This is a genomic window from Flavobacterium sp., assembly GCF_047602195.1.
GTDB lineage: Bacteria > Bacteroidota > Bacteroidia > Flavobacteriales > Flavobacteriaceae > Flavobacterium.
Genome location: NZ_JASGHW010000004.1, coordinates 767,439 through 790,178 on the forward strand (window position 1 = coordinate 767,439; position 22,740 = coordinate 790,178).

Here is a 22,740-nt window from a genome sequence, read left to right on the forward strand (position 1 = left end):
CTTTAAATCTTCTTGCGCATCCGCGCCACCGGAATCTCGAGTTGTTCACGGTATTTGGCAATCGTACGGCGTGCAATCGGGTAGCCTTTTTCTTTTAGGATATCGGCCAATTGGTCATCGGGCAACGGTTTGCGCTTGTCTTCTTCCTCGATGACGTTTTGCAGGATTTTCTTGATTTCAATTGTCGACACGTCTTCGCCTTGGTCGTTTTTCATCGCCTCCGAGAAGAATTCCTTGATCAGTTTCGTGCCGTACGGCGTTTCGACATATTTACTGTTGGCCACACGCGAAATCGTCGAAATATCGAGCCCAACCATGTCGGCGATGTCCTTCAAGATCATCGGGCGCAATTTGGTTTCATCGCCGTCGAGGAAATATTCCTGTTGGTAATGCATGATCGCGTTCATCGTCACGAACAAGGTTTCCTGGCGTTGGCGGATCGCGTCGATGAACCATTTGGCCGAATCGAGTTTCTGCTTGATGAATTGCACCGCGTCTTTCTGTTGCTGCGATTTGTCGCGCGAAGCCTTATAGGTTTGCAGCATTTCTTGGTAATCACGCGAAACGTGCAAGGTCGGTGCGTTTCTGCCGTTGAGTGTCAGTTCGAGTTCGCCGTCGACGATACGGATCGTAAAATCGGGTACCACGTGTTCGATGAGCCGCGTACTGCCCGCGAAAACACCACCCGGTTTGGGGTTCAGTTTCTCGATTTCGCTGATCGCATTCTTGAGCTGTTCCTGCGAAACCGAATATTTCTGTTGGAGTTTGTCGTAGTGTTTTTTCGAAAAGGCATCGAATTGGTGCTCGATGATGTCGGTAGCCAAACCAATCGATTCGGTCGGGGTTTTGTGTTTGAGCTGCAACAACAGGCATTCCTGCAAATCGCGCGCGCCCACCCCCGAAGGTTCCAATTCGTGGATCACATGCAAAATCCGCTCGACCGTTTTCTCATCGGTGTAAATGCCTTGCGTAAACGCCATGTCGTCTACGATGTCGGGAATCGAACGGCGGATGTACCCCATATCGTCGATGCTGCCCACGAGGAATTCCGCAATCTCGCGCTCCTCGTCGGTCAGGATAAAAGTGTTGAGTTGGTTGAGCAGATCCTGGTGGAAACTCACGCCGGCCGCCAGTGGCGATTCGCGTTGCTCGTCATCGGCCGAGTAGTTGTTCGCCGATAATTTGTAATCGGGCGTCTCGTCGTTGCTCAAATATTCGTCGATGTTGATCTCGTCGGCCTCGATCGTTTCGTTGTCGTCGAAATCATCGTATTCGTCCTCGTTGTCGAACTCGTCCTTTTCGTATTCCTCGTCTTCCTCTTTGCCCGCCTCCAAAGCCGGATTCTCGTTCATTTCCTCCTTGAGCCGTTGCTCGAAAGCCTGCGTCGGCAGTTGGATCAGCTTCATGAGCTGGATTTGCTGCGGCGAGAGTTTTTGCGAAAGTTTGAGGTTGAGGAATTGCTTGAGCATGATTTTTTCTTTGTGGCGTTTGAATGGTCAAATTTACTAAAATTTTTTTTAGGAGCTGTTCCCGCTATTCGCTGCAATCTTTTAAAATTTTCTCCACTGCGTTACGCAAATTTTAAAAGGATTTCCACTTCAATCGGGGCTAGTTTCTCAACTTTTGCCTCGCCGTCCCGAAGCGTCGGGATTGCAAAAAGGCGAAAACACTCTAAGAAAGTTTTTTCGGGAATTTTACAATTTACCGCTCCAAGCGAAGAATAATCTTCAAATTACGAACAGACGTTCTTCGTGAGGTTGCGCGCTTTGATTGTGGCAGGCGGGTACCAGCCGTTTGAAGATGGCGTAAAAATCGAAAGCTGTTTGAGCGAAGCGAGTTCTTTCGATTTAGCCATCGAAAACGAGCTGGTCGCCGAACAATCGCGCGCCAGGCATTTTTGTTTCTTTTGTTGCCAGACAAAAGAAAGCTTGCGGCAGCATAGCCCCGATAGAGCCGGTATCCTTTTGCGTAGTTTACGAAGCAAAAGATAAAGGCGAAAGCGGGAACAGCTCCCAACAAAAAAGCCCAACGAAACGTCAGGCTTTGAATATTATAAGGATACAAAACGCAGTTTTAAAACTCCGCATTACCCGGCGTTCTCGGAAACGGAATCACGTCGCGGATGTTCGTCATGCCTGTTACGAAAAGCACGAGCCTTTCGAAACCAAGTCCGAAACCCGAGTGGACCGCGGTTCCAAAACGGCGCGTGTCGAGGTACCACCACAATTGCTTCTCATCGATACCGATTTTCTGCATCTTTTCGATCAGTACGTCGTAACGCTCCTCACGCTGCGAACCACCGACGATTTCACCGATGCCCGGGAACAGGATGTCCATCGCGGCCACGGTTTTGCCATCTTCGTTCATGCGCATGTAGAACGACTTGATGTTGGCCGGATAATCAAACAAGATGACCGGTGATTTGAAGTGTTTCTCGACCAGATAACGCTCGTGTTCACTTTGTAAATCGGCGCCCCATTCGGTGATCAGGTATTGGAATTTTTTCTTTTTGTTCGGGGTCGAATCTTTGAGGATGTCGATCGCTTCGGTATACGACACGCGTTTGAAATTGTTGTCCAATACGAAGTTCAATTTTTCGAGCAAGGTCATTTCGCTGCGATCGGCCTGCGGTTTCGATTTTTCTTCGTCGATCAAGCGGCCTTCGAGGAATTTGAGGTCGTCGGCGCAACGGTCCATCGCGTATTTGATCACGTACTGGATGAAATCTTCGGCCAGGTCCATGTTGTCGTCGAGGTCGTTGAACGCGACTTCGGGTTCGATCATCCAGAATTCGGCGAGGTGACGCGAAGTATTCGAATTCTCGGCACGGAATGTCGGTCCAAAGGTGTAAATCTGGCCCAAAGCCATCGCATAGGCTTCGCCTTCCAATTGTCCCGAAACGGTCAAATTGGTATGTGTCCCGAAGAAGTCTTCTTTATAGTTGATGCTGCCGTCGTCATTTTTAGGCAGTTTGTCCAATGGCAACGAAGTCACCTGGAACATTTCGCCCGCGCCTTCTGCATCGGCACCGGTGATGACCGGCGTGTTCACATACACAAATCCTTTTTCCTGGAAATATTGGTGCACGGCCGCCGCCAACACCGAACGCACGCGCATGATTGCGCCGAATGCATTGGTTCTGACACGCAAATGCGCATTTTCGCGTAGGAATTCGAGCGAGTGTTTCTTGGGTTGCATCGGGAATTTCTCGGCATCCGAGTCGCCCAGGATTTCGAGCTTCTTGACCTGGATTTCGTATTTCTGTCCGGCGCCCTGGCTTTCCACCAAATCGCCAAACACCGAAACCGCGGCTCCGGTCGTGATGCGTTTCAAAGTTTCCTCGGGTGTATTTTCAAAATCAACCACACACTGGATATTATGGATCGTCGACCCGTCGTTGAGCGCGATGAATTGGTTGTTTCTGAACGTACGGACCCAGCCTTTGGCGGTCACTTCCTGCAGGGTTTTGCTGCTGCTGAGGAGGTCTTTTACTTTGGTATGTTTCATTTTTTTAGGATTGTCAGATTGTCAGATTTTCAGACCTTCAGACCTTCAGACCTTCAGACCTTCAGACCTTCAGACCTTCAGACCTTCAGACCTTCAGACCTTCAGACCTTCAGACCTTCAGACCTTCAGACCTTCAGACCTTCAGACCTTCAGATTGAAAATCAGAGTGCAAATATAATTGTAATTTTATTTTAGGAGCTATTTCCGGCTATCCGCTCCAATCTTTTTTAGGATTTTCTTCGCTGCGCTTCGTCAATCCTAAAAAAGGATTTCCGCTTCTATCCGGGCTAGGGTGAATATTTCAAAATTCATTATTCGTTAATCTGCGGTTCTTCGGTTCAGAAAAAGGAATGTCGATTAGCAAACAACGAATGTCGAAGTATCAATCCTCAATAATTCCGTCGTCGACCAATTCTTCCTTGCGCAGACGTTTTTTCTCAAAGGTCAACACCAAGGCCGGCAACACGATCAAATTGGCAAACATCGCAAACGTGAGCGTACACGAGATGAGTCCGCCCAGTGCAATCGTCCCGCTGAAGCTCGACAACGTAAAGGTTGCAAATCCGCAGATGAGTACAATCGAGGTGTAGAACGTACTGATTCCGGTTTCCCTAATTGCGCTCATGACCGATTTCTTGACTTTTCCGTTGTTCAAAATCAAATCGTGTCGGTATTTGGCCATGAACTGGATCGCGTTGTCGACCGAAATTCCGAACGCAATACTGAACACCAAAATCGTCGACGGTTTGAGCGGAATGCCCATATAGCCCATAATGCCCGAGGTGATGCACAACGGCAAAATATTCGTAATGAGCGAAACGGCAATCATCTTGACCGATCGGAACATATAGGCCATCAAAACGACGATCATCAAAATCGCAAAAATGATCGATTCGATGAGGTTGTCGACGAGGTAGGCCGTTCCTTTCTGGAATACGAGTGCCTTTCCGGTCAGCGTGACTTTCGAAGCGTTCCTTCGGGAAAATCTCGTCGATTTTCTTTTGGAGTTGGCCTTCGACACGTGCCATTTCTTCGGTACCGATGTCGCGCATAAAAGTCGTGATGCGTGTGTATTGCCCGGTCGAATCGACATAGGCTTTCATGATGTTGTCCTTCGAATTCTTGGTCGCGTTCTTGGCATAGCTCAAAATGAACGCCTGTTCCTGTGCGGTCGGCAGGTCATAATATTCAGGGTTGCCGTTGTAATAAGCCTGTTTGGCATATTTGACGAGGTTCACGATCGAAACCGGTTTGGACAATTCGGGGATTTCTTCGATGGTTTTCTGCAATTCGTCCATTTTCTTGAGCGTCGAGAGTTTCATCACGCCTTTCTTGCGCTTGGTGTCGATCATGATCTCGAGCGGCATCACGCCATGGAATTCCTTTTCATAAAAAACGATGTCCTTAAAGAACGAGGCGGTTTTCGGCATCTCGCCAATCAAACTGCCCGACACTTTCATGCGCGACAAACCGAAAAGACTCACGACGAGCAAAATGGCATAAACGGTATAAATGTAATTGCGTCGGTACTTGACAATCGACTCGATCTGGTCGGTGAGCGTAGTCAGATAGGTACGGCTCAAGTGGTACAGGTGCTTTTCCTTTGGAACCGACATGAAACTGTACATGATCGGGACGATCAAAAGCGTGAGCAAATAGACGCCCATGATGTTGATCGAGGTCACCAAACCGAATTCAAACAACAACTCATTGCCTGTAATCATAAATGTCGCAAAACCCGTCGCGGCGGTCAAATTCGTCATCAGGGTCGATACCCCAATTTTCGAAATCACGCGCTGCAACGCCTTCGCCTGGTTGTTGTGCAATTTGATTTCCTGCTGGTATTTGTTGATCAAAAAGATGCAGTTGGTAATCCCAATGACGATAATCAGCGGTGGAATAATCGCCGTCAGAATCGTAATCTTGTAATGCAACAAACCGAGCGTGCCGAACGACCACATTACGCCAAAAACCAAAATCGTTGTCGAAATCAACGTCGCGCGGTGCGAACGGAAAAACAGGAAGAAAATGAGCGAAACGATGAACAGGGCCGAACCGATAAACAATCCGATTTCGCCTTTCATGTCTTCGGCATTGATCGTCCGGATGTACGGCATACCCGAAACACGCAGATCGATTCCGGTGTCTTTCTCAAATTTGTTCACGGCAGGGACGAGCTTCTGGATGATGAAATCCTTTCGTGCCGCCGTGTTGACAATTTTCTTGTTCATGTAGACCGCCGAACGGAAACTGCCCGATTCCTTGTTGTAGAGCAAACCTTCGTAAAACGGCAACCGTTGGAACAGCTCGTGCTTGATTTTTTGCAGATACGACGCATCGCCGGCCTGGGCTGCATCGATGAGCGGGACAAGGTCGAACTTCTCGGCCACGGTATCTTTCTGCAATTTCTTGAGGTCCTTGAGCGAAATAATGAGGTCGACTTCCTTGTTTTTCTTGAGCGAGGCCATCATTTCGTTCCAGGCCGCGTACGCTTTCGGGGTAAACAAACGGTCGTCCTGGACGCCGATCACGACCAGGTTGCCTTCTTCGCCAAAACGGTCGAGGAATTCCTGGTACTGTTGGTTGGCGATGTGTTTCTTGGGCAACAGGTTGGCCTCGGTGTAAGTCATGCCGAGGTTTTTCCATTGCAGCGCCAGCACAACGGTCAACAGGACAATCGCAGTGAGTATGGTGATGCGGTTCTTGAGGATGATTCGGGCAACGCCTTCCCAAAAACCGACCTTGAATCTCTTTTTCATAATTTTAAAAATGGTTGCAAAGGTAAACAAAACACCAGAAAAAGGAAAAGTTTTGGGCTACAGATTTCTACAAAAAACGCCTTGATTTTTAAGGGACATTAAATTGGCGGACGGGTTTTTTGTGTCCGTATAATTTATATATTTGGTTTCGCTCCCGAGCGGTCGGGATGCCAAGCCATATTCATTTATTTTTGCATGAAGAATTTCAAGAATTCCATTTTTTACGTTGTCATCACCGGTGGTTTTTCGCTGTTGATTTACTGGATTCTTTCTAAGGGCAAAATACTCGAACACGGCAGACATGTCACGGTTCCCGACGGCAAAGACCAATGGTCCGAATTCCTCGCGTCGATGCAGCACAACCTCGGTCACCCGTTGGCCATTTTGCTCGCGCAGATCATCACGATTATTCTCGTGGCGCGTTTCTTTGGCTGGATGTTCCGAAAAATCGGACAGCCCACCGTCATTGGTGAAATGGTCGCCGGAATCGTACTCGGCCCATCGCTTGTCGGGATGTATTTTCCGGAATATTCGGCCTTGTTGTTTCCAAAGGAATCGCTCGGCAATTTGCAGTTCCTGAGCCAGATCGGATTGATTTTATTCATGTTTGTCATCGGGATGGAACTCGATCTCAAAGCCCTGAAAAACAAAGCCAACGACGCGGTCGTAATCAGTCATGCCAGTATCATTTTTCCGTTTACTTTAGGGATTGCGCTGGCCTATTTCATCTACCACAAATACGCACCCGATGGGGTCGAATTCGCATCTTTCGGATTGTTCCTCGGCATTGCGATGAGCATCACGGCTTTCCCTGTTCTCGCGCGGATCGTGCAGGAACGCGGCATCCATAAAACCAGGCTCGGCACCATTGTCATCACCTGCGCCGCCGCCGACGACATTACCGCCTGGTGCATCTTGGCCGCCGTCATTGCGATTGTCAAGGCCGGTTCTTTTGTGAGTTCGTTGTACATCATCGCGATGTCGATCGGTTATGTGCTGATCATGCTCAAGGTCGTGCGTCCGTTTTTGGAAAGGGTCGGCGCGCTCAAGAATTCGCGTTCGAGTTTGAGCAAACCGGTCGTGGCCATCTTCCTTTTAACGTTGATCATTTCGGCCTACGCCACCGAGGTCATTGGCATCCACGCGCTTTTCGGGGCATTCATGGCCGGTGCGATTATGCCCGACAACACCAAATTCCGCAACATTTTCATCGAGAAAGTCGAAGACGTATCGGTCATTTTATTGCTGCCGCTGTTCTTTGTCTTTACGGGTCTGCGTACGCAAATCGGGCTCATCGGCGATCCTTACCTGTTGAAGGTCACGGCGCTGATCATTCTCGTGGCCGTCATCGGGAAATTTGTCGGAAGTGCGCTCGCCGCCAAATTTGTGGGCCAGAGTTGGCGCGACAGTTTGACGATCGGGGCGCTCATGAACACGCGCGGACTCATGGAACTCGTCGTGCTCAACATCGGTTACGACCTTGGCGTATTGACCACCGAAGTGTTTACGATGATGGTCATCATGGCGCTTGTCACGACTTTTATGACCGGCCCGGCCCTGGACCTGATCAATTATATTTTCAAGACCAGGGACGAATTCATTCCGGCCGAAGTCAAGACACAAAGCCAGTACAAAGTCCTGATATCATTCGGGAATTCCGATCGCGGCAAGTCGTTGCTGCGTTTGGCCAATAGCCTGATCAAAAAAGAAAACAGCCAGGCTGCCGTTACCGCAATGCACCTGACCTTGAGCAACGAATTGCACACCTTCGACCTCGAGGAACACGAACGCAAGAGTTTCAATCCGGTGATCCAGGAATCGGAAAACCTGAACCAGCCGATCGTTAAATTGTTCAAGGCGTCGAATGACATCGATGCCGATATCATTGAGATTGCGAACCACGGCGAATACGATTTGTTGCTCGTCGGATTGGGGCAATCGATTTTCGAGGGCACCTTGCTCGGCCGATTGCTGGGCTATACCACGCGCATCATCAACCCGGACCGCCTCATCGATAAATTCACCGGAAAGGAAGGCTTGTTCGAAAATTCGCCTTTCGATGAAAGAACGCGCCAGATCGTAGCCAAAACCAAAATGCCGGTCGGCATACTCGTGGACAAGAACCTCGAAAACCTCGATGAAGTTTTTGTCCCGATTTTCACCGAAGGCGATGCGTTCCTGGTCGATTTTGCCAAGAAACTCATCTTCAACAACAATTCGCATGTGACTTTTGTCGATCCGAACAATGCAGTCAAGGAACATCCCGAAATCGGCGAAAGCATTCTCGCGTTGGAGGAAGAAATGCCGATCAACATCACGATGATGGAAGAACGCACGATGAAAAAGGACTTCCTTTCCAAACAGGACATCATGATTGTGAGTCTTGAGAGCTGGAAAAAACTCGTCGACTCGCAAAGCATCTGGCTCAGCAACATACCATCGGTACTCATCCTAAAACCATAAACCATGAATTGGATCTTACTCATCATCGCCGGTTTCTTCGAAGTGGGCTTTGCTTCCTGTCTCGGCAAGGCCAAGGAAACTTCGGGCACGACCGCCACGCTGTGGATGGTTGGCTTTTTCGTTTGCCTTTCGATCAGCATGTTTTTATTGTACAAGGCCACCCAAACCCTGCCGATCGGGACGGCTTATGCGGTGTGGACGGGAATCGGGGCCGTGGGAACCGTTTTGGTCGGGGTATTTGTATTTAAGGAACCCGCGACTTTTTGGCGTATTTTCTTTTTGTCTACCTTGATCGCGTCGATCATCGGGCTCAAATTCGTATCCAGTCATTAATTTTATGGAAAGCCAAACGTTATTGATTATTGCCTTGATTGGACTGTTGGCCGTTGTCGGTTGGCTGGCTTTTCGTTTGCGCGAATCCGAGAAGAAAAAAAACGCCATCGCCGAGAAGTTCTACAATCTCGAGATGAAAGTGGGCGACCTGCAGCTCGAAACGCTCGAGTCGCGGCTCAACCCGCACCTGTTCAAGAACATCCTCAATTCGATCCAGTCGCATGCCTACCAAACCTATTTTGCGTTGGACAAACTGGCCAATGTGCTCGATTACATTTTGTACGAAAGCCAGAAAAAACTTGTCTCGCCCAAGGAGGAAATCGAATTTGCATTGAACCTGATCGAAATCAACAAGATCAAGGTCAGTCCGCTTTTCGAACTCAAGGTCAAGACCAAGATCAACGAAAACGAACCGTTGTACGACCAATCGTTGTTGGCACCGCTTATTTCGATCGACCTCATTGAGAATGCGTTCAAACACGCCGACCTGCAAAGCGCCGATGCGTTCATCTCGATTGTTTTCGAATACCGCGACAACACTTTTTCGCTGACGGTCTCGAACAAGATTTCCGACAAGAAAGCGCTCAAAAAGGAAAACAGCGGCATCGGATCGACAACGTTGGAACAACGCCTCAAGATCATATACAAAGACGATTTCAAACTCGAACGGTTTACCGAAAACGACATTTTTACGGCCCATTTAAAAATCAATTTGCTTGGATACAAAACTGAAGTGTTTGCTGCTGGATGATGAGCTGCCAGGCTTGGCTTATCTCAAAATGTTGTGTGAGCAGTTGCCCGAACTCGAAGTCATCAAGGCGTTCAACGACCCTGAAAAACTGCTTGCCGAAATGGACGCGCTCGATTTCGACCTGCTCATTTCCGATATTGAAATGCCCGGCATCGATGGATTGACCGTGGCCCAGAAACTGCAAGGCAAATTGGTGATCTTTACCACGGCCTACAAGGAATACGCTGTCGATGCGTTCGAGCTCGAAAGCCGTCGATTACATCACCAAACCGGTCAAATTGGAGCGGTTGCAGAAAGCGGTCGGCAAGGCGGTCGAGCAGTTCCGCAAACCTGCCGTGAACCGTTTTGCTCCGTTCAATACCGATAAGGGCAAGGCGTTGCTGTATTTCAACAGAATCATTTTGGTTAGAACCGCCGTCCAGGATAGCCGTGACAAAGAGGTTTTGCTGCAGGACGGCCAAGTGATGCTGCTCAAGAACATCAGTTTTGATGCCTTGTCCGAAGTTTTGCCGCCCAACGGATTTTGCCGCGTGAACAAAAAGGAAATCTTGGCACTGTCTGCAATCCGGTTTTTTTCACACGACGAAATCACGCTGCAGGCCACCGATAAAAATGGCAAACCGATTACGGTGGGTTTGAGTGAAAAATACCGCCCGGACTTTCTCGAAAAGGTCAACGGCTAGGCTTTGTTACAATATTTTTCCCGCTTGTTACACGAAGTGGAAATTAGCGTTGAAAATGTTTTTCCGCCACCAAAACACCGCCCATATTTGCAGCACGAAAAGAATCTTTCATTCCAAACAAACATGGGAAAATTCAAGAACTCCATTTTTTATATCGCGATCATCGGCGGATTCTCTGCACTGATGTACTGGATCATGACGCAAGGCAAGCAGCTCGAAATGGGCCGCACCATTGCCGACAAACCTTTTGAAAGTGGGCATTGGCAGGATTTCATTGCGTCGATGCAGCACAATTTGACGCATCCATTGGCTATTTTATTGGCGCAGATCGTGACGATTATTTTCGTGGCGCGGTTCTTTGGTTGGGTATGCCGCAAGATCGGACAGCCGTCTGTGGTGGGCGAAATGATTGCGGGGATTTTGCTCGGGCCGTCTTTCGTGGGCATGCACTGGCCGGAATTTTCGGCTTTGCTGTTCCCAAAGGAATCGCTCGGGAATTTACAGTTCTTGAGCCAAATCGGATTGATCTTGTTCATGTTCGTCATCGGGATGGAACTCGACCTCAAGGCGCTGCGCAACAAAGCGCATGATGCGGTGGTCATCAGCCATGCGAGTATCATCATCCCGTTTGCACTCGGTGTGGGATTTGCCTATTTTACCTACGAGCAATTTGCACCGGCCACCATCGAGTTTGCTTCGTTTGCGCTTTTTATGGGAATCGCGATGAGCATTACGGCCTTTCCGGTTTTGGCCAGAATCGTGCAGGAACGCGGCATCCACAAAACCAAACTCGGGGCGGTCGTCATTACTTGTGCGGCTGCCGACGACATCACGGCCTGGTGCATTTTGGCTGCCGTCATCGCAATCGTCAAGGCGGGTTCGTTTGCGAGTTCGCTGTACATCATCGCGATGGCCATAGTGTATGTGTTTTTGATGCTCAAAGTGGTACGTCCGTTCTTGAAACGCGTAGGCGATCTCAAATCGACACGCGAAAGTTTGAGCAAACCGGTCGTGGCGATTTTCCTGTTGACCCTGATTATTTCGGCTTATGTGTCCGAAATCATCGGAATCCATGCGTTGTTCGGCGCATTCATGGCTGGGGCGATCATGCCCGAAAGCGGCAAATTCCGCAGCATCATCATCGATAAGGTCGAAGATACGGCGGTGATTTTATTGTTGCCGTTGTTCTTCGTGTTTACGGGATTGCGCACGCAAATCGGGCTCATCAGCGACCCGGCCTTGTGGCAAATGACGCTCATTATTATTGGTATTGCGGTCACCGGAAAATTTGTCGGTAGCATGCTCGCGGCCAAGTTCGTCGGCCAGAGTTGGAAAGACAGCCTCTCGATCGGCGCACTCATGAATACGCGTGGACTCATGGAACTGGTCGTGCTCAACATCGGTTACGACCTCGGCGTGTTGTCGACCGAAGTCTTTACGATGATGGTCATCATGGCACTCGTGACGACGTTCATGACCGGGCCGGCGCTCGATTTGATCAACTACATTTGGCGCGATAAACCATCGATTGTGCCTGAGACGATCAGCAACAAAAGCAAGTACCGCATCCTGATTTCGTTTGCTTCTTCAGACAGCGGAAAAACCTTGCTGCGCATGGCGCACAGTCTGGTCAAAAAACAATCGAGCAATACGCAAATCACCGCGATGCATCTGTCGCTGAGCACCGAATTGCATACGTTCGATCTCAAGGAATACGAAAACAAGACGTTCCGTTCCGTCTTGGCCGAATCGGACCATCTCGACCAGAAAATCACGACCTTGTTCAAGGCGTCGAATGACATCAATACCGACATCGTCGAAACGGCCAACCAAGGCGAATATGATTTGTTGCTCATCGGGCTTGGGCAATCGATTTTCGAAGGGACGTTGCTCGGGAAAGTGCTCGGTTTTACGACGCGCATCATCAATCCCGACCGACTTATCGATAAATTTACGGGTAAGGAAGGACTGTTCGAAAATTCGCCTTTCGATGAACGCACACGACAGATCGTGACCAAAAGTAAAATGCCTGTTGGGATTTTGCTCGATAAAGAGCTTCAGGACATCAACCGTATTTTTCTTCCAATGTTTGGCAACGACGATGTGTTCCTGATGGAATACGCACAGAAATTGATCCACAACAACGGTTCGCAAGTCACGGTGCTCGATGCTTTGGGTGAAATCAAGAACAATTCGGCGATCAAGGAAAACATCCGTTCGATTGAACAGACCGCACCGAATCACATCATGGTGATGAACGACAAAACCGTAAGGAAGGAATTTCTCGACGAACAAGACCTCATGATCATCAGCCTGGAAAGCTGGAAGAAACTCGTCGATTCGCACAGCATTTGGCTCAACCATACGCCATCGGTCTTGATTATCAAACCTTAAAACTCAAAGAACATGATTAATTTTAAAACTTGGGTACTGCTCGCCGCAGTATCGGTCACTCCTTTTGCCTTTTCGCAGACGACTGCTGAAACCCCTGTTGAAAAGAAAAAGCAAATCGATATTGGTTTCGACGGTATGCTCGGTGTCTCTTACGGCAGCGAGACCTTGGGGATTAATGTCGGTGGGCCGAGCCTTAAATTTCGTGTCAACAAATTCAAGATTGGCGTAGGCGCATTTCCATCGCTGATCGTGCAGGATCAAAAGGCCATGCCGCGGCTCGCGGTTTCCCCGATTGTCGAATACCGCAACGTGATGCTCATTGCGCCGTATTACGGTTACGACAGCAAGGACGAACAGATTTGGACGTTCGGTTTGGGGTATCGGTTTTTTTAACCACAAAGAACACTAAGTTTGCGCAAAGTTTCAAAGCTTTGCGTTCTTTGCGTGAAACTTTGGAACTTTGCGGTAAAACTGGTATTATTGCGTGTGAACTCATTTTTTAAAAATCTCAGCCCAGCCAATAGGAATACCGCCCTGACGGGAATCTTCTACCTGTGTTATTTTTTGGTGTGTTTTTTATTTTTTTGGCTGTTTCCGGGCGGCCCTAGTTGTGGCCCCGGCGTCAACGCCATTCCGATGTTGTTGCTTCCGTTTGTGGTTGGGATTTTGACGGTGGTCAATCTGGTCAGGCTGTGCCTGAATCGGGATCATCTGGGTTCGGTCCTCATCCATTCGGTTGTTTTATTGGCATTGGTTATTTTGGTGAACCTATGAAAATCCTGAGTTGGAATGTCGAAAGACCCAAAAACAATCCTGTTTCTCCCAAGAACATTTTCATCATTGATTGGATCGGAAAAATAAAACCGGATATTGTTTTTTTGACCGAGACCAATTCCGCCATCCGTTTTGAAAAGTACCATTGCTGCCAAAGTGCCGCCTTGCCTGCGATTCACGACGGCCAAGCGTACCGCGATGGAGAAAACAGGGTTTCGGTATGGAGTAAATTCCCAATCGTAAAACAACTGCCAACCTATGATCCGTATACGGCAATCTGCTGCGAAATCGATACCCCGTTAGGTCATTTGGTCCTTTATGGAAGCATCATTGGAAGCTTCGGGGGCAGGGGCGCTTTTTTTGAAAAGGATTTGCAATTCCAAAAAAGGGACATCGAAAAGTGGGCCCCGGGCAACAACCTCATTTATTCGGGCGATTTCAATATTTCATTTTCGGGATTTCCTTACCCGAGCAAAAATACCATCGCGGAGATGAATGCGTTTTTCGATTCGAATGCGCTGGTCAATCTTACGGGCAAAAATGAAAATTCGGTCCTTCATATCGTCGTGAGCCAATCGATGGTAAGCGGCAGGGCCATTAATCAGCAAATGATCAAGATGGACCGAAAAATCTCAGACCATCCTGCGATTGTCGCCGAATGGCTAAAACCCGAGGTTTAAGATAAAAGACAGTTTCACCGCGATGTTGTCTTCCAATCGCGGCAACTGGTTCGGACCGTAACGGTAGAAGCCCGCGAGTCCGAAACCGCTGTAAATCTGGTTGATCTCGAGTCCGGATTCGAAATAACCATCCTGCAACGTCTTGTAATCGATGCCCACGTGCTGTTCGGGTTTGTCGAGATCGCCATAGGCCAGACGCGACACCAGTACAAATGACGGCCGCACTTTCTTCAAAAATGTGAGGCGCTTTGAGCTGTGCTTGAATTGGAACATCGCGTATTTGCTCGAAAAGAATTCATTGAAATACATCGTCTCGAAGGCATTTTTACCCGCAATCGTAATCCTTTGGATAAGCCGATCCTTGGTCAGGTTGTTCGGCGAGGTGTTGTAGAGGTGCGTCATCGGGACATCGCCATAGGCATAGCCGGCCTCGAGCAGCAAGGTGGTTTTTTGTCCGTTGAGGTATTTCTGTTCGTATTCGGTACGGAAATCGATTTTGGCGAAATTGAAATCATTGCCCAAAATGTGCGGCAAGGCGCGTGTGTATTGGAAGGTGAATTTTGGGAAGCGTTTTTCGACTTCGATGCGCCCGTGCGGCGTCTGCATGTAATCGCTGAACGGATTCCATTGGATCGCGACCTGTGCCGTGGTCATCGTGAAGCGTTCGTACAGTTTGTCATCGACCGTATAGGCGTAAAAAAACTTGGGTTCGATGTTGCTGTAGGTGAGCTGCCAGATGCTTTCGGTTTTGGGGATGATCTTGGTCTCGAGATAGGCACGCCAGGTTTTGTGCTGGTAAAAAGTACTGACGTTGATCGGGCGCGGATCGTACAATTTGAACACCCGTTTGTCAATCGCAAAAGAAGTGCTACCGATCTCGCGTACGTCATCGGTATACGAAAGCCCAATCCACGAACTCGAAAATTTCCCGATGCGTCCGCTGAAACCCAGGCTGTACTTGAACATGCCGTCCTTGATGCCATAGGCCGTATAACCATCGATGCGGTACTTGCGCGAGAATTTTTCATTGGTCCGTCCGCCGAGTCCCACGCGAAAACCTTCGTAATTGTTGTAGCTCAACAGGTAACGCAAATCCATATCGACCGGGCCGAAAGGCACATAACCGTTGAGGATTTTGCGTCCTTGCAGCAAGCGTTTTTCAATGCGTTCGGTTTCGACGATGCTGTCGAGCGCGATATAAGTTTTGCGGCTGCGCAAATCGAGGCTGTCCTTGCGGTATTGGTTCCAAAAAACTTCGGGTTTGTTCTCGGCGTCGTCCTTGACCTCGATGTAAATCGACGGGTTGCGCATGACCACCGGCACGTTGTATTCCATGTCGAAATAATTGGTTTCCGACAGCACATAAGTGAAATCGGAAGCGACTTTGGGACGCGAGCCGTTCTCGGCCGCATTTTCATCCGAATCGAATTTGAGGGTTTCGCCCAATACGCGGATGTCGTCGTCGTTTTTGCCCTTGACGATCCTGAAATTTTTGCGGACCGGGAACCACAACCGTTGTTCGGGCAGGTAAGTGAATTCGTGCGTACCGGTCACATCGATCACGCCCCGGATGCGCATGATGGCCTTGGCGACGGCATAATTTTCACTGTCGATGTAGAGCATACCCTCGAGACCGGCGGCCTTTCGTTTTTTCTTGTTCTTGAAATAGATCATGTAGGTTTTGCGGCCCTCGATCTGGGTGCTGTCGAGCAGCTTGAAGTTGTAATCGAAAAAAGAATCTCCCGAAATCGGGCTGTTGTATTTGGTCTCGAACAATTCGTAGCGCTCATCGTAAATCGAAAACGACTGCAAATTGAACGCGAGGATTTCATAAATCGGGCGCTTGAACCCCGACATCTTCGTGGCCAAAACTGTTTCCTTGAGCGCGTGGTTGCTGAATTGGTAGACCGAAACCTTTTCGGTCTGGAACAAATGCTGCTGCTTGATGACCTTCTTGAATTTGTAGTCAGAAGAATCGACCTTGACAAATTTCGGCTTGCCCGCTTTCTTGGTGAAAACCGTATCGATGCGGCCGTCGATCGAATCCGGGTTGGCCGTTATGACCAATTTGTTGTACGCCTTGAGTTCAAAACTGCTGAGTTTTTTCTGCGGATTGTTGGTGTTGCGGTCGCGCACCACACGTCGGATGATGTTGAGTGCACGGTTGTCATTCGAGACCGAAACGGCATTGATTTCATTGGCCTGCGGTTGCAGGTACACCGTATAGAATTTTTTGGTCGGTACAAGCGTAAGTTGCACCGAGGTAAATCCGACGTACGATACGGTAAGCGATCGGATTTCGCTCAGGGCGTTGAGCGTAAACTTTCCGTCCACATCGGCGATGGTGTAGATTCCCGAATCGGTGGCGACCGAGGCAAACGGCAACGGTTTCTTGGTCGAGGCGTCCTTTACGATGCCGTTTACGCCCAATTGCGCCTGGGCAGCAAGCGTAAAAAAGAAGCACAACAGGAACGCGTATCTCATCTAAATGATTTCGTAGAAAAGCAAAATGGGAATTTGGGTTTAAAGATAGCCAAAATGAAAAAAATCTGTTTGGGTTTTAACAAAATGGATTTTTGGGAGCTTTTTGCTTCGCCAGTTTGCTTCGCTCGTGTCCCGCTTTCCGTTTCAATCTTTTACGCTCGTTCCTCGCGCAAAAGGATTCCCACTTCAATCGGGGGCTATCGCTGCCGCGAGGGCCTTCTTTTGTTGCCAGACAAAAGAAGCAAAAATGCCTGGCGCGCTATCGTTCGGCGACCTGCTAATTTTCAAGGCCGAAATTGAAAGAACTCGCTGCGCTCAAACAGCTTTCAATTTTACGACCTTTTCAAATTGCAGGTGCCCGCCTGCCACGATTGAATCGCGCTGTCTCACGAAGAACTTTTATGGTAATTGAAAATCTGTTGTTCGCTTGGAACGGGAAATCGTTCGAACTACGAAAGAAGTTCTTAGGAGAATTTTTGGCGCTTTGAAAAAAGCCAAAAATAAAATAGAGATTCCTGACGGCGCTTCGCCTTTTTGCAATCCCGACGCTTCGGGACGGCGATGCAAAAGTTGAGAAGGTTGCGCAGCGCAAAAAAAAGGACGCTGAAAAAGCGTCCTTTTTAATTCTTATCAAAGAAAGTTAAACCTTCATAATCTCGGCTTCCTTGAGCGAAAGCAAATCGTCAATTTTTTTGATGTAGGTGTTGGTCAAGGTCTGCACGTCGTCCTCGGCGTTTTTGCACACATCTTCCGAGAGCCCGTCTTTCTCCAATTTCTTGATTTCTTTGTTGGCTTCCTGGCGTGCGTTGCGGATCCCGATTTTGGCATCCTCGGCTTCCGATTTGGCTTGTTTCACAAGGTCGCGGCGGCGTTCCTCGGTCAGCGGCGGCACGTTGATGATGATCTGGTCGCCGTTGTTCATCGGGTTGAAACCGATGTTGGCCACCATGATCGCTTTCTCGATCGCATGCAGCATGTTCTTTTCCCAAGGCGCGATCGTGATCGTACGTGCATCGGGCACATTGACGTTGGCCACCTGTGCAATCGGGGTTGCCGATCCGTAATAGTCCACGAATACGCCACCGATCATCGCCGGGCTGGCTTTTCCTGCACGGATGTTGGTAAATTCTTTTTCGAGGTGCGCGAGCGAACCGTTCATCGATTCTTCGGTGCTGTCGAGTATAAAATCAATTTCTTCCATTGTTTCTGGATTATTTATTTGGGCGTGCCCCCTGCGGGTCGGGCTTTCGGCGGTACGCGGTACCTTGCCTCAATCCCTCACGCGCGAGCCGCGACAATTCAAATTTGTATTTCTATTCGGCGTTCCCGAACTTCGGATTTGCGGCGAATGTTGTTAGCTGTGGGAAGCCCTAGCCCTGATGGGAGCGGCATCCTTTTTTTCTAACTAAGATTTCTCTCGTTTCCTCGAGATCTCTTCGAAAAAAAAGATACAGCGGACAGCAGGAAAAAGCTCCCGAAAATTCATTAAACGTTGACGACCGTCCCAATATTTTCGCCTTCGCAAATTTTGGTCAGGTTGCCTTTCTTGTTCATGTCGAACACGAGGATCGGCAATTGGTTTTCCTGGCTCAGCGTAAAGGCGGTCGTGTCCATGACGTTGAGTCCTTTTTTGATCACATCCTCAAACGAGATGTAATCGAACTTCGTCGCCGAAGCGTCTTTCTCTGGGTCGGCGGTGTAAATGCCATCGACGCGTGTGCCTTTCAAAATCACATCGGCGTGGATTTCGACCCCGCGCAATACCGCAGCGGTATCGGTCGTGAAATACGGGTTTCCGGTTCCAGCACCAAAAATCACGATGCGTCCTTTTTCGAGGTGGCGCACCGCACGGCGTTTAATGTACGGCTCGGCAATCGCCTCGATTTTGAGGGCCGTCTGCAAACGCGTCAGCATGCCTTTGTCCTCGAGCGCGCCCTGCAATGCCATCCCGTTGATGACGGTCGCGAGCATGCCCATGTAATCGCCCTGAACACGGTCCATGCCGTTGGCTGCACCGGCTACGCCGCGAAAGATGTTTCCGCCTCCGATGACGATGGCAATCTGTACGCCCTTGTCGTGGATTTGTTTGATTTCTTCGGCATATTCGGCCAAGCGCGCCGGGTCGATGCCGTATTGACGGTCGCCCATTAATGCTTCGCCGCTTAATTTCAGGAGGATTCTTTTGTATTTCATCTGGCGTTTTGTTCTTTTTCAAATGTGTGTGCAAATATAATGATATTCTGTTTTTCGGGAACAGGATTTTAAAAAATGTTAAGTCGGTCTCAAAGCGTACCGTTTTTATGCATTTTGTAGTAAATTTGTAAGAGGACCAAATGCCAGCGAAGATGAAGATTGCAATTGCCGAAAGCCTGCTCAAGAGCCATTCCTATACGAAATACAGGACCATTGTTACGAAGCTGTTCAAGGAAGGAAAATCTTCCGGGGACCAGCAATCGGAAGCGCTGTTGCATTACACCGAACTCAACGAGGCACGCATGAACCGGCTCGACAAGAAAACGGTCATCTCCGAAGACAACATCAAGAAACTGTTGTCGCTCAAAAAGAAATATTTGTGGCTGGTGATTTCTGAAGGCTGGTGCGGCGATGCGGCGCAAATCCTGCCGATTTTAAACCAAATGGCTTTGATTGGAAACCACATCGACCTCAAGATTGTGTTCCGTGACGAAAACAACGCGCTCATGAACCAATTCCTGACCAACGGCAGCCGTTCGATTCCCAAACTCATTATTCTCGACCAAACCCACAATGTTCTCGGCAGTTGGGGTCCGCGTCCCAAAGGCGCCACCGATCTGATCACGAGCTACAAACGCCAATACGGCACGATCGATGAAACCGCCAAGACCGAAATTCAATTGTGGTATTTGCGCGACAAAGGCATCAGTACCCAAAATGAGGTCGCCGATTTGATAGTGGAATTGGAACGGTTGATTTATTGTAAAAGATAGTGGCTTGAAAATACAGTTTTTCTGTAAGGGGTATGTTTGAAAAAGGTGTATTTTGGCTCTAGGGTAGGGGGCAAAGTAGTAGGTTTATCCCTAGCAAATTTTGATGATTTTGCGCTACAGATTTTCTGTGCTTTTTGTTAAAATTTAAGTGTCATAGGCAATCGCGACCTAATTCCAATCAAAGCATTAGTGTTCGTTCGCATCCGACCCAATCGAGTCGACAAACGCCAAAACATCCATTGCATTTTCCACATCGAAATCCCCAATTTTCGTACGGCGCAACACCGTCAAATGCGCGCCTGATCCCAATGCTTTTCCAAAGTCGTAAGCGAGCGAGCGGATGTAAGTGCCTTTGCTGCATTGCACGCGAAAATCGATTTCAGGCAAGGCAATGCGTGTGATCTCGAATTCGTAAATAGTGGTTTTGCGGGAAGCGATTTCGATTTCCTCGCCGGCGCGCGCGTGTTCATACAAACGTTTGCCGTCTTTCTTGATCGCCGAAAAGATCGGTGGTTTCTGGTCGATTTCGCCCAGGAATTTTTGAATGGTTTGCTGGATCAGATTTTCATCGATGTGCTCGGTCGGGAAAGTCTCGTTGATTTCGGTTTCGAGGTCATAGGATGGCGTCGTGGCGCCGATGTAGAAAGTACCGGTGTATTCTTTGGTCTGGCCTTGTAGTTCGGAAATTTGTTTGGTGGCTTTTCCGGTGCAGACCAGTAGCAATCCCGAAGCCAATGGGTCCAAAGTTCCGGCATGCCCGATCTTGATTTTCTTGAGGCCAAGCTTGCTCTTGAGCGCCCATTTCATTTTGTTGACCGCCTGGAAAGAGGTCCAATGCAAGGGTTTGTCGATCAGCAAAATTTGCCCGGCGAGAAAATCTTCGGCAGTCATTAAATGATCGTGAGTTTGTAGAAAAAGAAATGGATCACAAGAATCGCGAGTCCGGCCACGATGCGGTAGTAACCAAATACCTTAAAGCCGTTTTTGCTCAGGAATCCGATGAATGTCTTGATGGCGAGCATCGCGACAATGAATCCGACGACGTTCCCGATAATGAGTAAATTGACCTGGTCGTCGCTCAAAACCAACCCATGTTTGTAGTAATCGTAACACTTTTTGGCCGTTGCGCCGAACATGGTCGGAACCGCAAGAAAAAAGGAAAATTCGGCCGCGGTCGTACGCGATAATTTCTGCGCCATACCGCCCACAATGCTCGCGCCCGATCTGGAAACACCCGGAATCATCGCCAAACATTGGAACAAACCGATTTTAAAAGCGGTCGCATAACTGATTTCATTGGTCGATTGTTTCTCCTCTGAATCGGTGAACCAGCCGTCGACCTTGAGCAATACCAATCCGCCGAGTACAAGCGAAACGGCAACCGTTACGGGGTTTTCCAATAATCCATCGATAAAATCGCTGAGCAATAAACCGAGAATAACGGCAGGGATAAATCCGACCAGGAGTTTGAAATAGAAATCCATCGTCTGGAAAAAGCGCTTGAAATACAACACAATCACCGAAAGGATCGCGCCGAGTTGGATGACAATTGTAAACAATTTGGTGAAGTCGTCCTGTGCAATCCCGAAAAAAGAACTGGCGATGATCATGTGTCCGGTCGATGAAACCGGCAAAAATTCGGTCAGTCCTTCGATGATGGCCAGAACGATGGCTTGGAGTGTGGTCATTAATGAGTCAATTAGAAAATTAGGAAATTAGAAAATGGCCATGAAAATAAATTATCTCATTTTCTCATTGACTAATGGTCGGATTTTTTCGGGTTTTTCAGGATCGAATAGGCCGTAATGCCAAAACCGATCAGCACCAAAGTAGGCGACAAACGGATCCTGCGGAAATCAAAAACGGCATCATTCCAGACTTCTGGGTTGTCGCTTCCGCCACCGGCCATGAGGATGAAACCGAGGATAATTACCGCAATCCCAATCAACAGGATTTTGTAGTTGGCTTTGTCGAACAAAAAGCCGGGTTGGTTTTCTTGATTTTCCATCACATTTATTTTTTGAACGGTTGAACAAATAAGCGATCAACCGATTAAACAATCATTTTAATACAGGTCGTCGGTCCTGAGGTTGAGGAAACGCGTCGTCGCAAAAAACGTACTGATCCACGTAATCAGGATGCCTACGAGCAACACGCCGCCCAAAACGGCTGCCACCAAAACCGGTTCGGCCATGATTTCGAGGTCGGGATAATTGGTGTCGAGGTAATACAAAACGCCCGCCAATGCTGCGATAGCGAGGATAGAACCCAAGATTCCCAAACGGATGCTGCGCCAGATAAACGGTTTGCGGATGAACGATTTGGTCGCCCCGACCATCTGCATCGTCTTGATGATGAAACGGTTCGAGTAAATCGACAGTCGCATCGAACTGTTGATGAGCAAAACGGCGATGAGTCCGAAGATGCCGCACACGATCAGGATCCACATCGAGACTTTCTGGATGTTGTCGTTGACGAGCGTCACGAGCTGTTTGTCGTAGACCACATCCGAAACCATCTCGTTCATGCGGAACGTGCTTTCGATTTTGCGGATGCCTTCCGGGTTGATGTATTCGGAGTTGAGGTAAATGTCGAACGAGTTCTGGAGCGGGTTCATCCCGAGGAATTCCATGAAATCTTCGCCGATGATGTCCTTGTGGTTTTTGGCCGCTTCTTCCTTGCTCACATACACGCTCGATTTGACGAATTTTTCGGCTTCGAGTTGCGTCTTGAACGCGCTGATGACGCTGTCGTTGGCTTCATTTTTAAAGAAAACCGTCATCGCGATTTCTTCCTTGAAATTGTCGGACAATCGTTTCGAGTTGATCACGAACAATCCCAAAATCCCAAGCAAAAACAACACGAGGAAAATACTTAAAACAACCGAAAAATAAGATGAAATGAGCCTGCGCTTCTGGAACTTTTCGAAAGAAGGTTTCATATAGG

Annotated in this window: 20 protein-coding genes and 1 pseudogene; 10 read left to right on the forward strand and 11 right to left on the reverse strand. The window is 48.6% G+C overall.

Annotation, left to right across the window (positions count from 1 at the left end):
• Window positions 1-2: 2 nt before the first annotated feature.
• The 4 genes and pseudogenes from rpoN to QM717_RS09530 form a co-directional block, all read right to left on the reverse strand.
• Window positions 3-1,469, reverse strand: a complete 1,467-nt coding sequence (gene rpoN, locus QM717_RS09515; protein ID WP_415037193.1) for an RNA polymerase factor sigma-54 — start codon at window positions 1,467-1,469, stop codon at window positions 3-5.
• A gap of 263 nt (window positions 1,470-1,732) precedes the next feature.
• Complete coding sequence (locus tag QM717_RS09520) at window positions 1,733-1,855, reverse strand: hypothetical protein (protein ID WP_415037195.1); 123 nt, start codon at window positions 1,853-1,855, stop codon at window positions 1,733-1,735.
• 218 nt (window positions 1,856-2,073) lie between these two features.
• Window positions 2,074-3,507 (reverse strand): asparagine--tRNA ligase, encoded by a 1,434-nt coding sequence (gene asnS / locus QM717_RS09525; protein ID WP_415037197.1) that lies wholly within the window; start codon window positions 3,505-3,507, stop codon window positions 2,074-2,076.
• Window positions 3,508-3,889: 382 nt separating this feature from the next.
• A pseudogene (locus QM717_RS09530) lies at window positions 3,890-6,266 on the reverse strand (efflux RND transporter permease subunit).
• 195 nt (window positions 6,267-6,461) lie between these two features.
• Here QM717_RS09530 and QM717_RS09535 point away from each other — a divergent pair.
• From QM717_RS09535 to QM717_RS09575, 9 genes are all read left to right on the forward strand, one after another.
• Window positions 6,462-8,729 carry a cation:proton antiporter gene (locus QM717_RS09535; protein WP_415037199.1) on the forward strand — a complete coding sequence of 756 codons (2,268 nt, stop codon included), beginning with the start codon at window positions 6,462-6,464 and terminating at the stop codon, window positions 8,727-8,729.
• A gap of 3 nt (window positions 8,730-8,732) precedes the next feature.
• Entirely contained in the window at window positions 8,733-9,062 is a 330-nt protein-coding gene (locus QM717_RS09540) for a DMT family transporter (RefSeq protein ID WP_415037201.1), read from the forward strand.
• Window positions 9,063-9,066: 4 nt separating this feature from the next.
• Window positions 9,067-9,813, forward strand: a complete 747-nt coding sequence (locus QM717_RS09545) for a sensor histidine kinase (RefSeq protein ID WP_415037203.1) — start codon at window positions 9,067-9,069, stop codon at window positions 9,811-9,813.
• Window positions 9,779-10,180 (forward strand): LytR/AlgR family response regulator transcription factor, encoded by a 402-nt coding sequence (locus QM717_RS09550; protein WP_415037205.1) that lies wholly within the window; start codon window positions 9,779-9,781, stop codon window positions 10,178-10,180. The genes QM717_RS09545 and QM717_RS09550 overlap by 35 nt, the downstream gene beginning before the upstream one ends.
• On the forward strand, window positions 10,092-10,496 hold the full coding sequence (locus QM717_RS09555) for a hypothetical protein (RefSeq protein WP_415037207.1): 405 nt from the start codon (window positions 10,092-10,094) through the stop codon (window positions 10,494-10,496). The genes QM717_RS09550 and QM717_RS09555 overlap by 89 nt, the downstream gene beginning before the upstream one ends.
• A 123-nt stretch (window positions 10,497-10,619) precedes the next feature.
• The gene (locus tag QM717_RS09560) at window positions 10,620-12,890 is read left to right on the forward strand and encodes a cation:proton antiporter (RefSeq protein ID WP_415037209.1); all 2,271 of its coding nucleotides are present in this window, start codon (window positions 10,620-10,622) and stop codon (window positions 12,888-12,890) included.
• Window positions 12,891-12,902: 12 nt separating this feature from the next.
• Window positions 12,903-13,283: a hypothetical protein gene (locus QM717_RS09565; protein ID WP_415037211.1), complete on the forward strand. Its 381-nt coding sequence runs from the start codon at window positions 12,903-12,905 to the stop codon at window positions 13,281-13,283.
• A 93-nt stretch (window positions 13,284-13,376) separates the two neighbouring features.
• Window positions 13,377-13,664: a hypothetical protein gene (locus QM717_RS09570; protein WP_415037213.1), complete on the forward strand. Its 288-nt coding sequence runs from the start codon at window positions 13,377-13,379 to the stop codon at window positions 13,662-13,664.
• Entirely contained in the window at window positions 13,661-14,344 is a 684-nt protein-coding gene (locus tag QM717_RS09575) for an endonuclease/exonuclease/phosphatase family protein (RefSeq protein WP_415037215.1), read from the forward strand. Before QM717_RS09570 ends, QM717_RS09575 begins: the two co-directional genes overlap by 4 nt.
• Here the strand turns inward: QM717_RS09575 and QM717_RS09580 are convergent.
• The 3 genes from QM717_RS09580 to pyrH all read right to left on the reverse strand — a co-directional run bounded on the left by QM717_RS09580 (window position 14,327) and on the right by pyrH (window position 19,021).
• Window positions 14,327-16,828, reverse strand: coding sequence for a DUF5686 family protein (locus tag QM717_RS09580; protein ID WP_415037217.1), 2,502 nt, complete (start codon window positions 16,826-16,828; stop codon window positions 14,327-14,329). The genes QM717_RS09575 and QM717_RS09580 overlap by 18 nt on opposite strands.
• Window positions 16,829-17,468: 640 nt before the next feature.
• Window positions 17,469-18,029, reverse strand: coding sequence for a ribosome recycling factor (gene frr, locus QM717_RS09585; RefSeq protein ID WP_415037219.1), 561 nt, complete (start codon window positions 18,027-18,029; stop codon window positions 17,469-17,471).
• A 284-nt stretch (window positions 18,030-18,313) separates the two neighbouring features.
• Window positions 18,314-19,021: a UMP kinase gene (gene pyrH / locus QM717_RS09590; protein WP_415037220.1), complete on the reverse strand. Its 708-nt coding sequence runs from the start codon at window positions 19,019-19,021 to the stop codon at window positions 18,314-18,316.
• A gap of 152 nt (window positions 19,022-19,173) precedes the next feature.
• Here pyrH and QM717_RS09595 point away from each other — a divergent pair, with 152 nt between their 5' ends.
• Window positions 19,174-19,794, forward strand: a complete 621-nt coding sequence (locus QM717_RS09595; protein ID WP_415037221.1) for a thioredoxin family protein — start codon at window positions 19,174-19,176, stop codon at window positions 19,792-19,794.
• Window positions 19,795-19,980: 186 nt separating this feature from the next.
• Here the strand turns inward: QM717_RS09595 and truB are convergent, their stop codons facing one another.
• From truB to QM717_RS09615, 4 genes are all read right to left on the reverse strand, one after another.
• Complete coding sequence (gene truB / locus QM717_RS09600; protein ID WP_415037223.1) at window positions 19,981-20,685, reverse strand: tRNA pseudouridine(55) synthase TruB; 705 nt, start codon at window positions 20,683-20,685, stop codon at window positions 19,981-19,983.
• Window positions 20,685-21,482: an undecaprenyl-diphosphate phosphatase gene (locus QM717_RS09605; protein WP_415037225.1), complete on the reverse strand. Its 798-nt coding sequence runs from the start codon at window positions 21,480-21,482 to the stop codon at window positions 20,685-20,687. Before QM717_RS09605 ends, truB begins: the two co-directional genes overlap by 1 nt.
• 71 nt (window positions 21,483-21,553) lie before the next feature.
• Window positions 21,554-21,802, reverse strand: a complete 249-nt coding sequence (locus QM717_RS09610; protein ID WP_415037227.1) for a DUF3098 domain-containing protein — start codon at window positions 21,800-21,802, stop codon at window positions 21,554-21,556.
• Window positions 21,803-21,859: 57 nt separating this feature from the next.
• On the reverse strand, window positions 21,860-22,735 hold the full coding sequence (locus tag QM717_RS09615; protein WP_415037229.1) for a cell division protein FtsX: 876 nt from the start codon (window positions 22,733-22,735) through the stop codon (window positions 21,860-21,862).
• Between the last annotated feature and the right edge of the window lie 5 nt (window positions 22,736-22,740).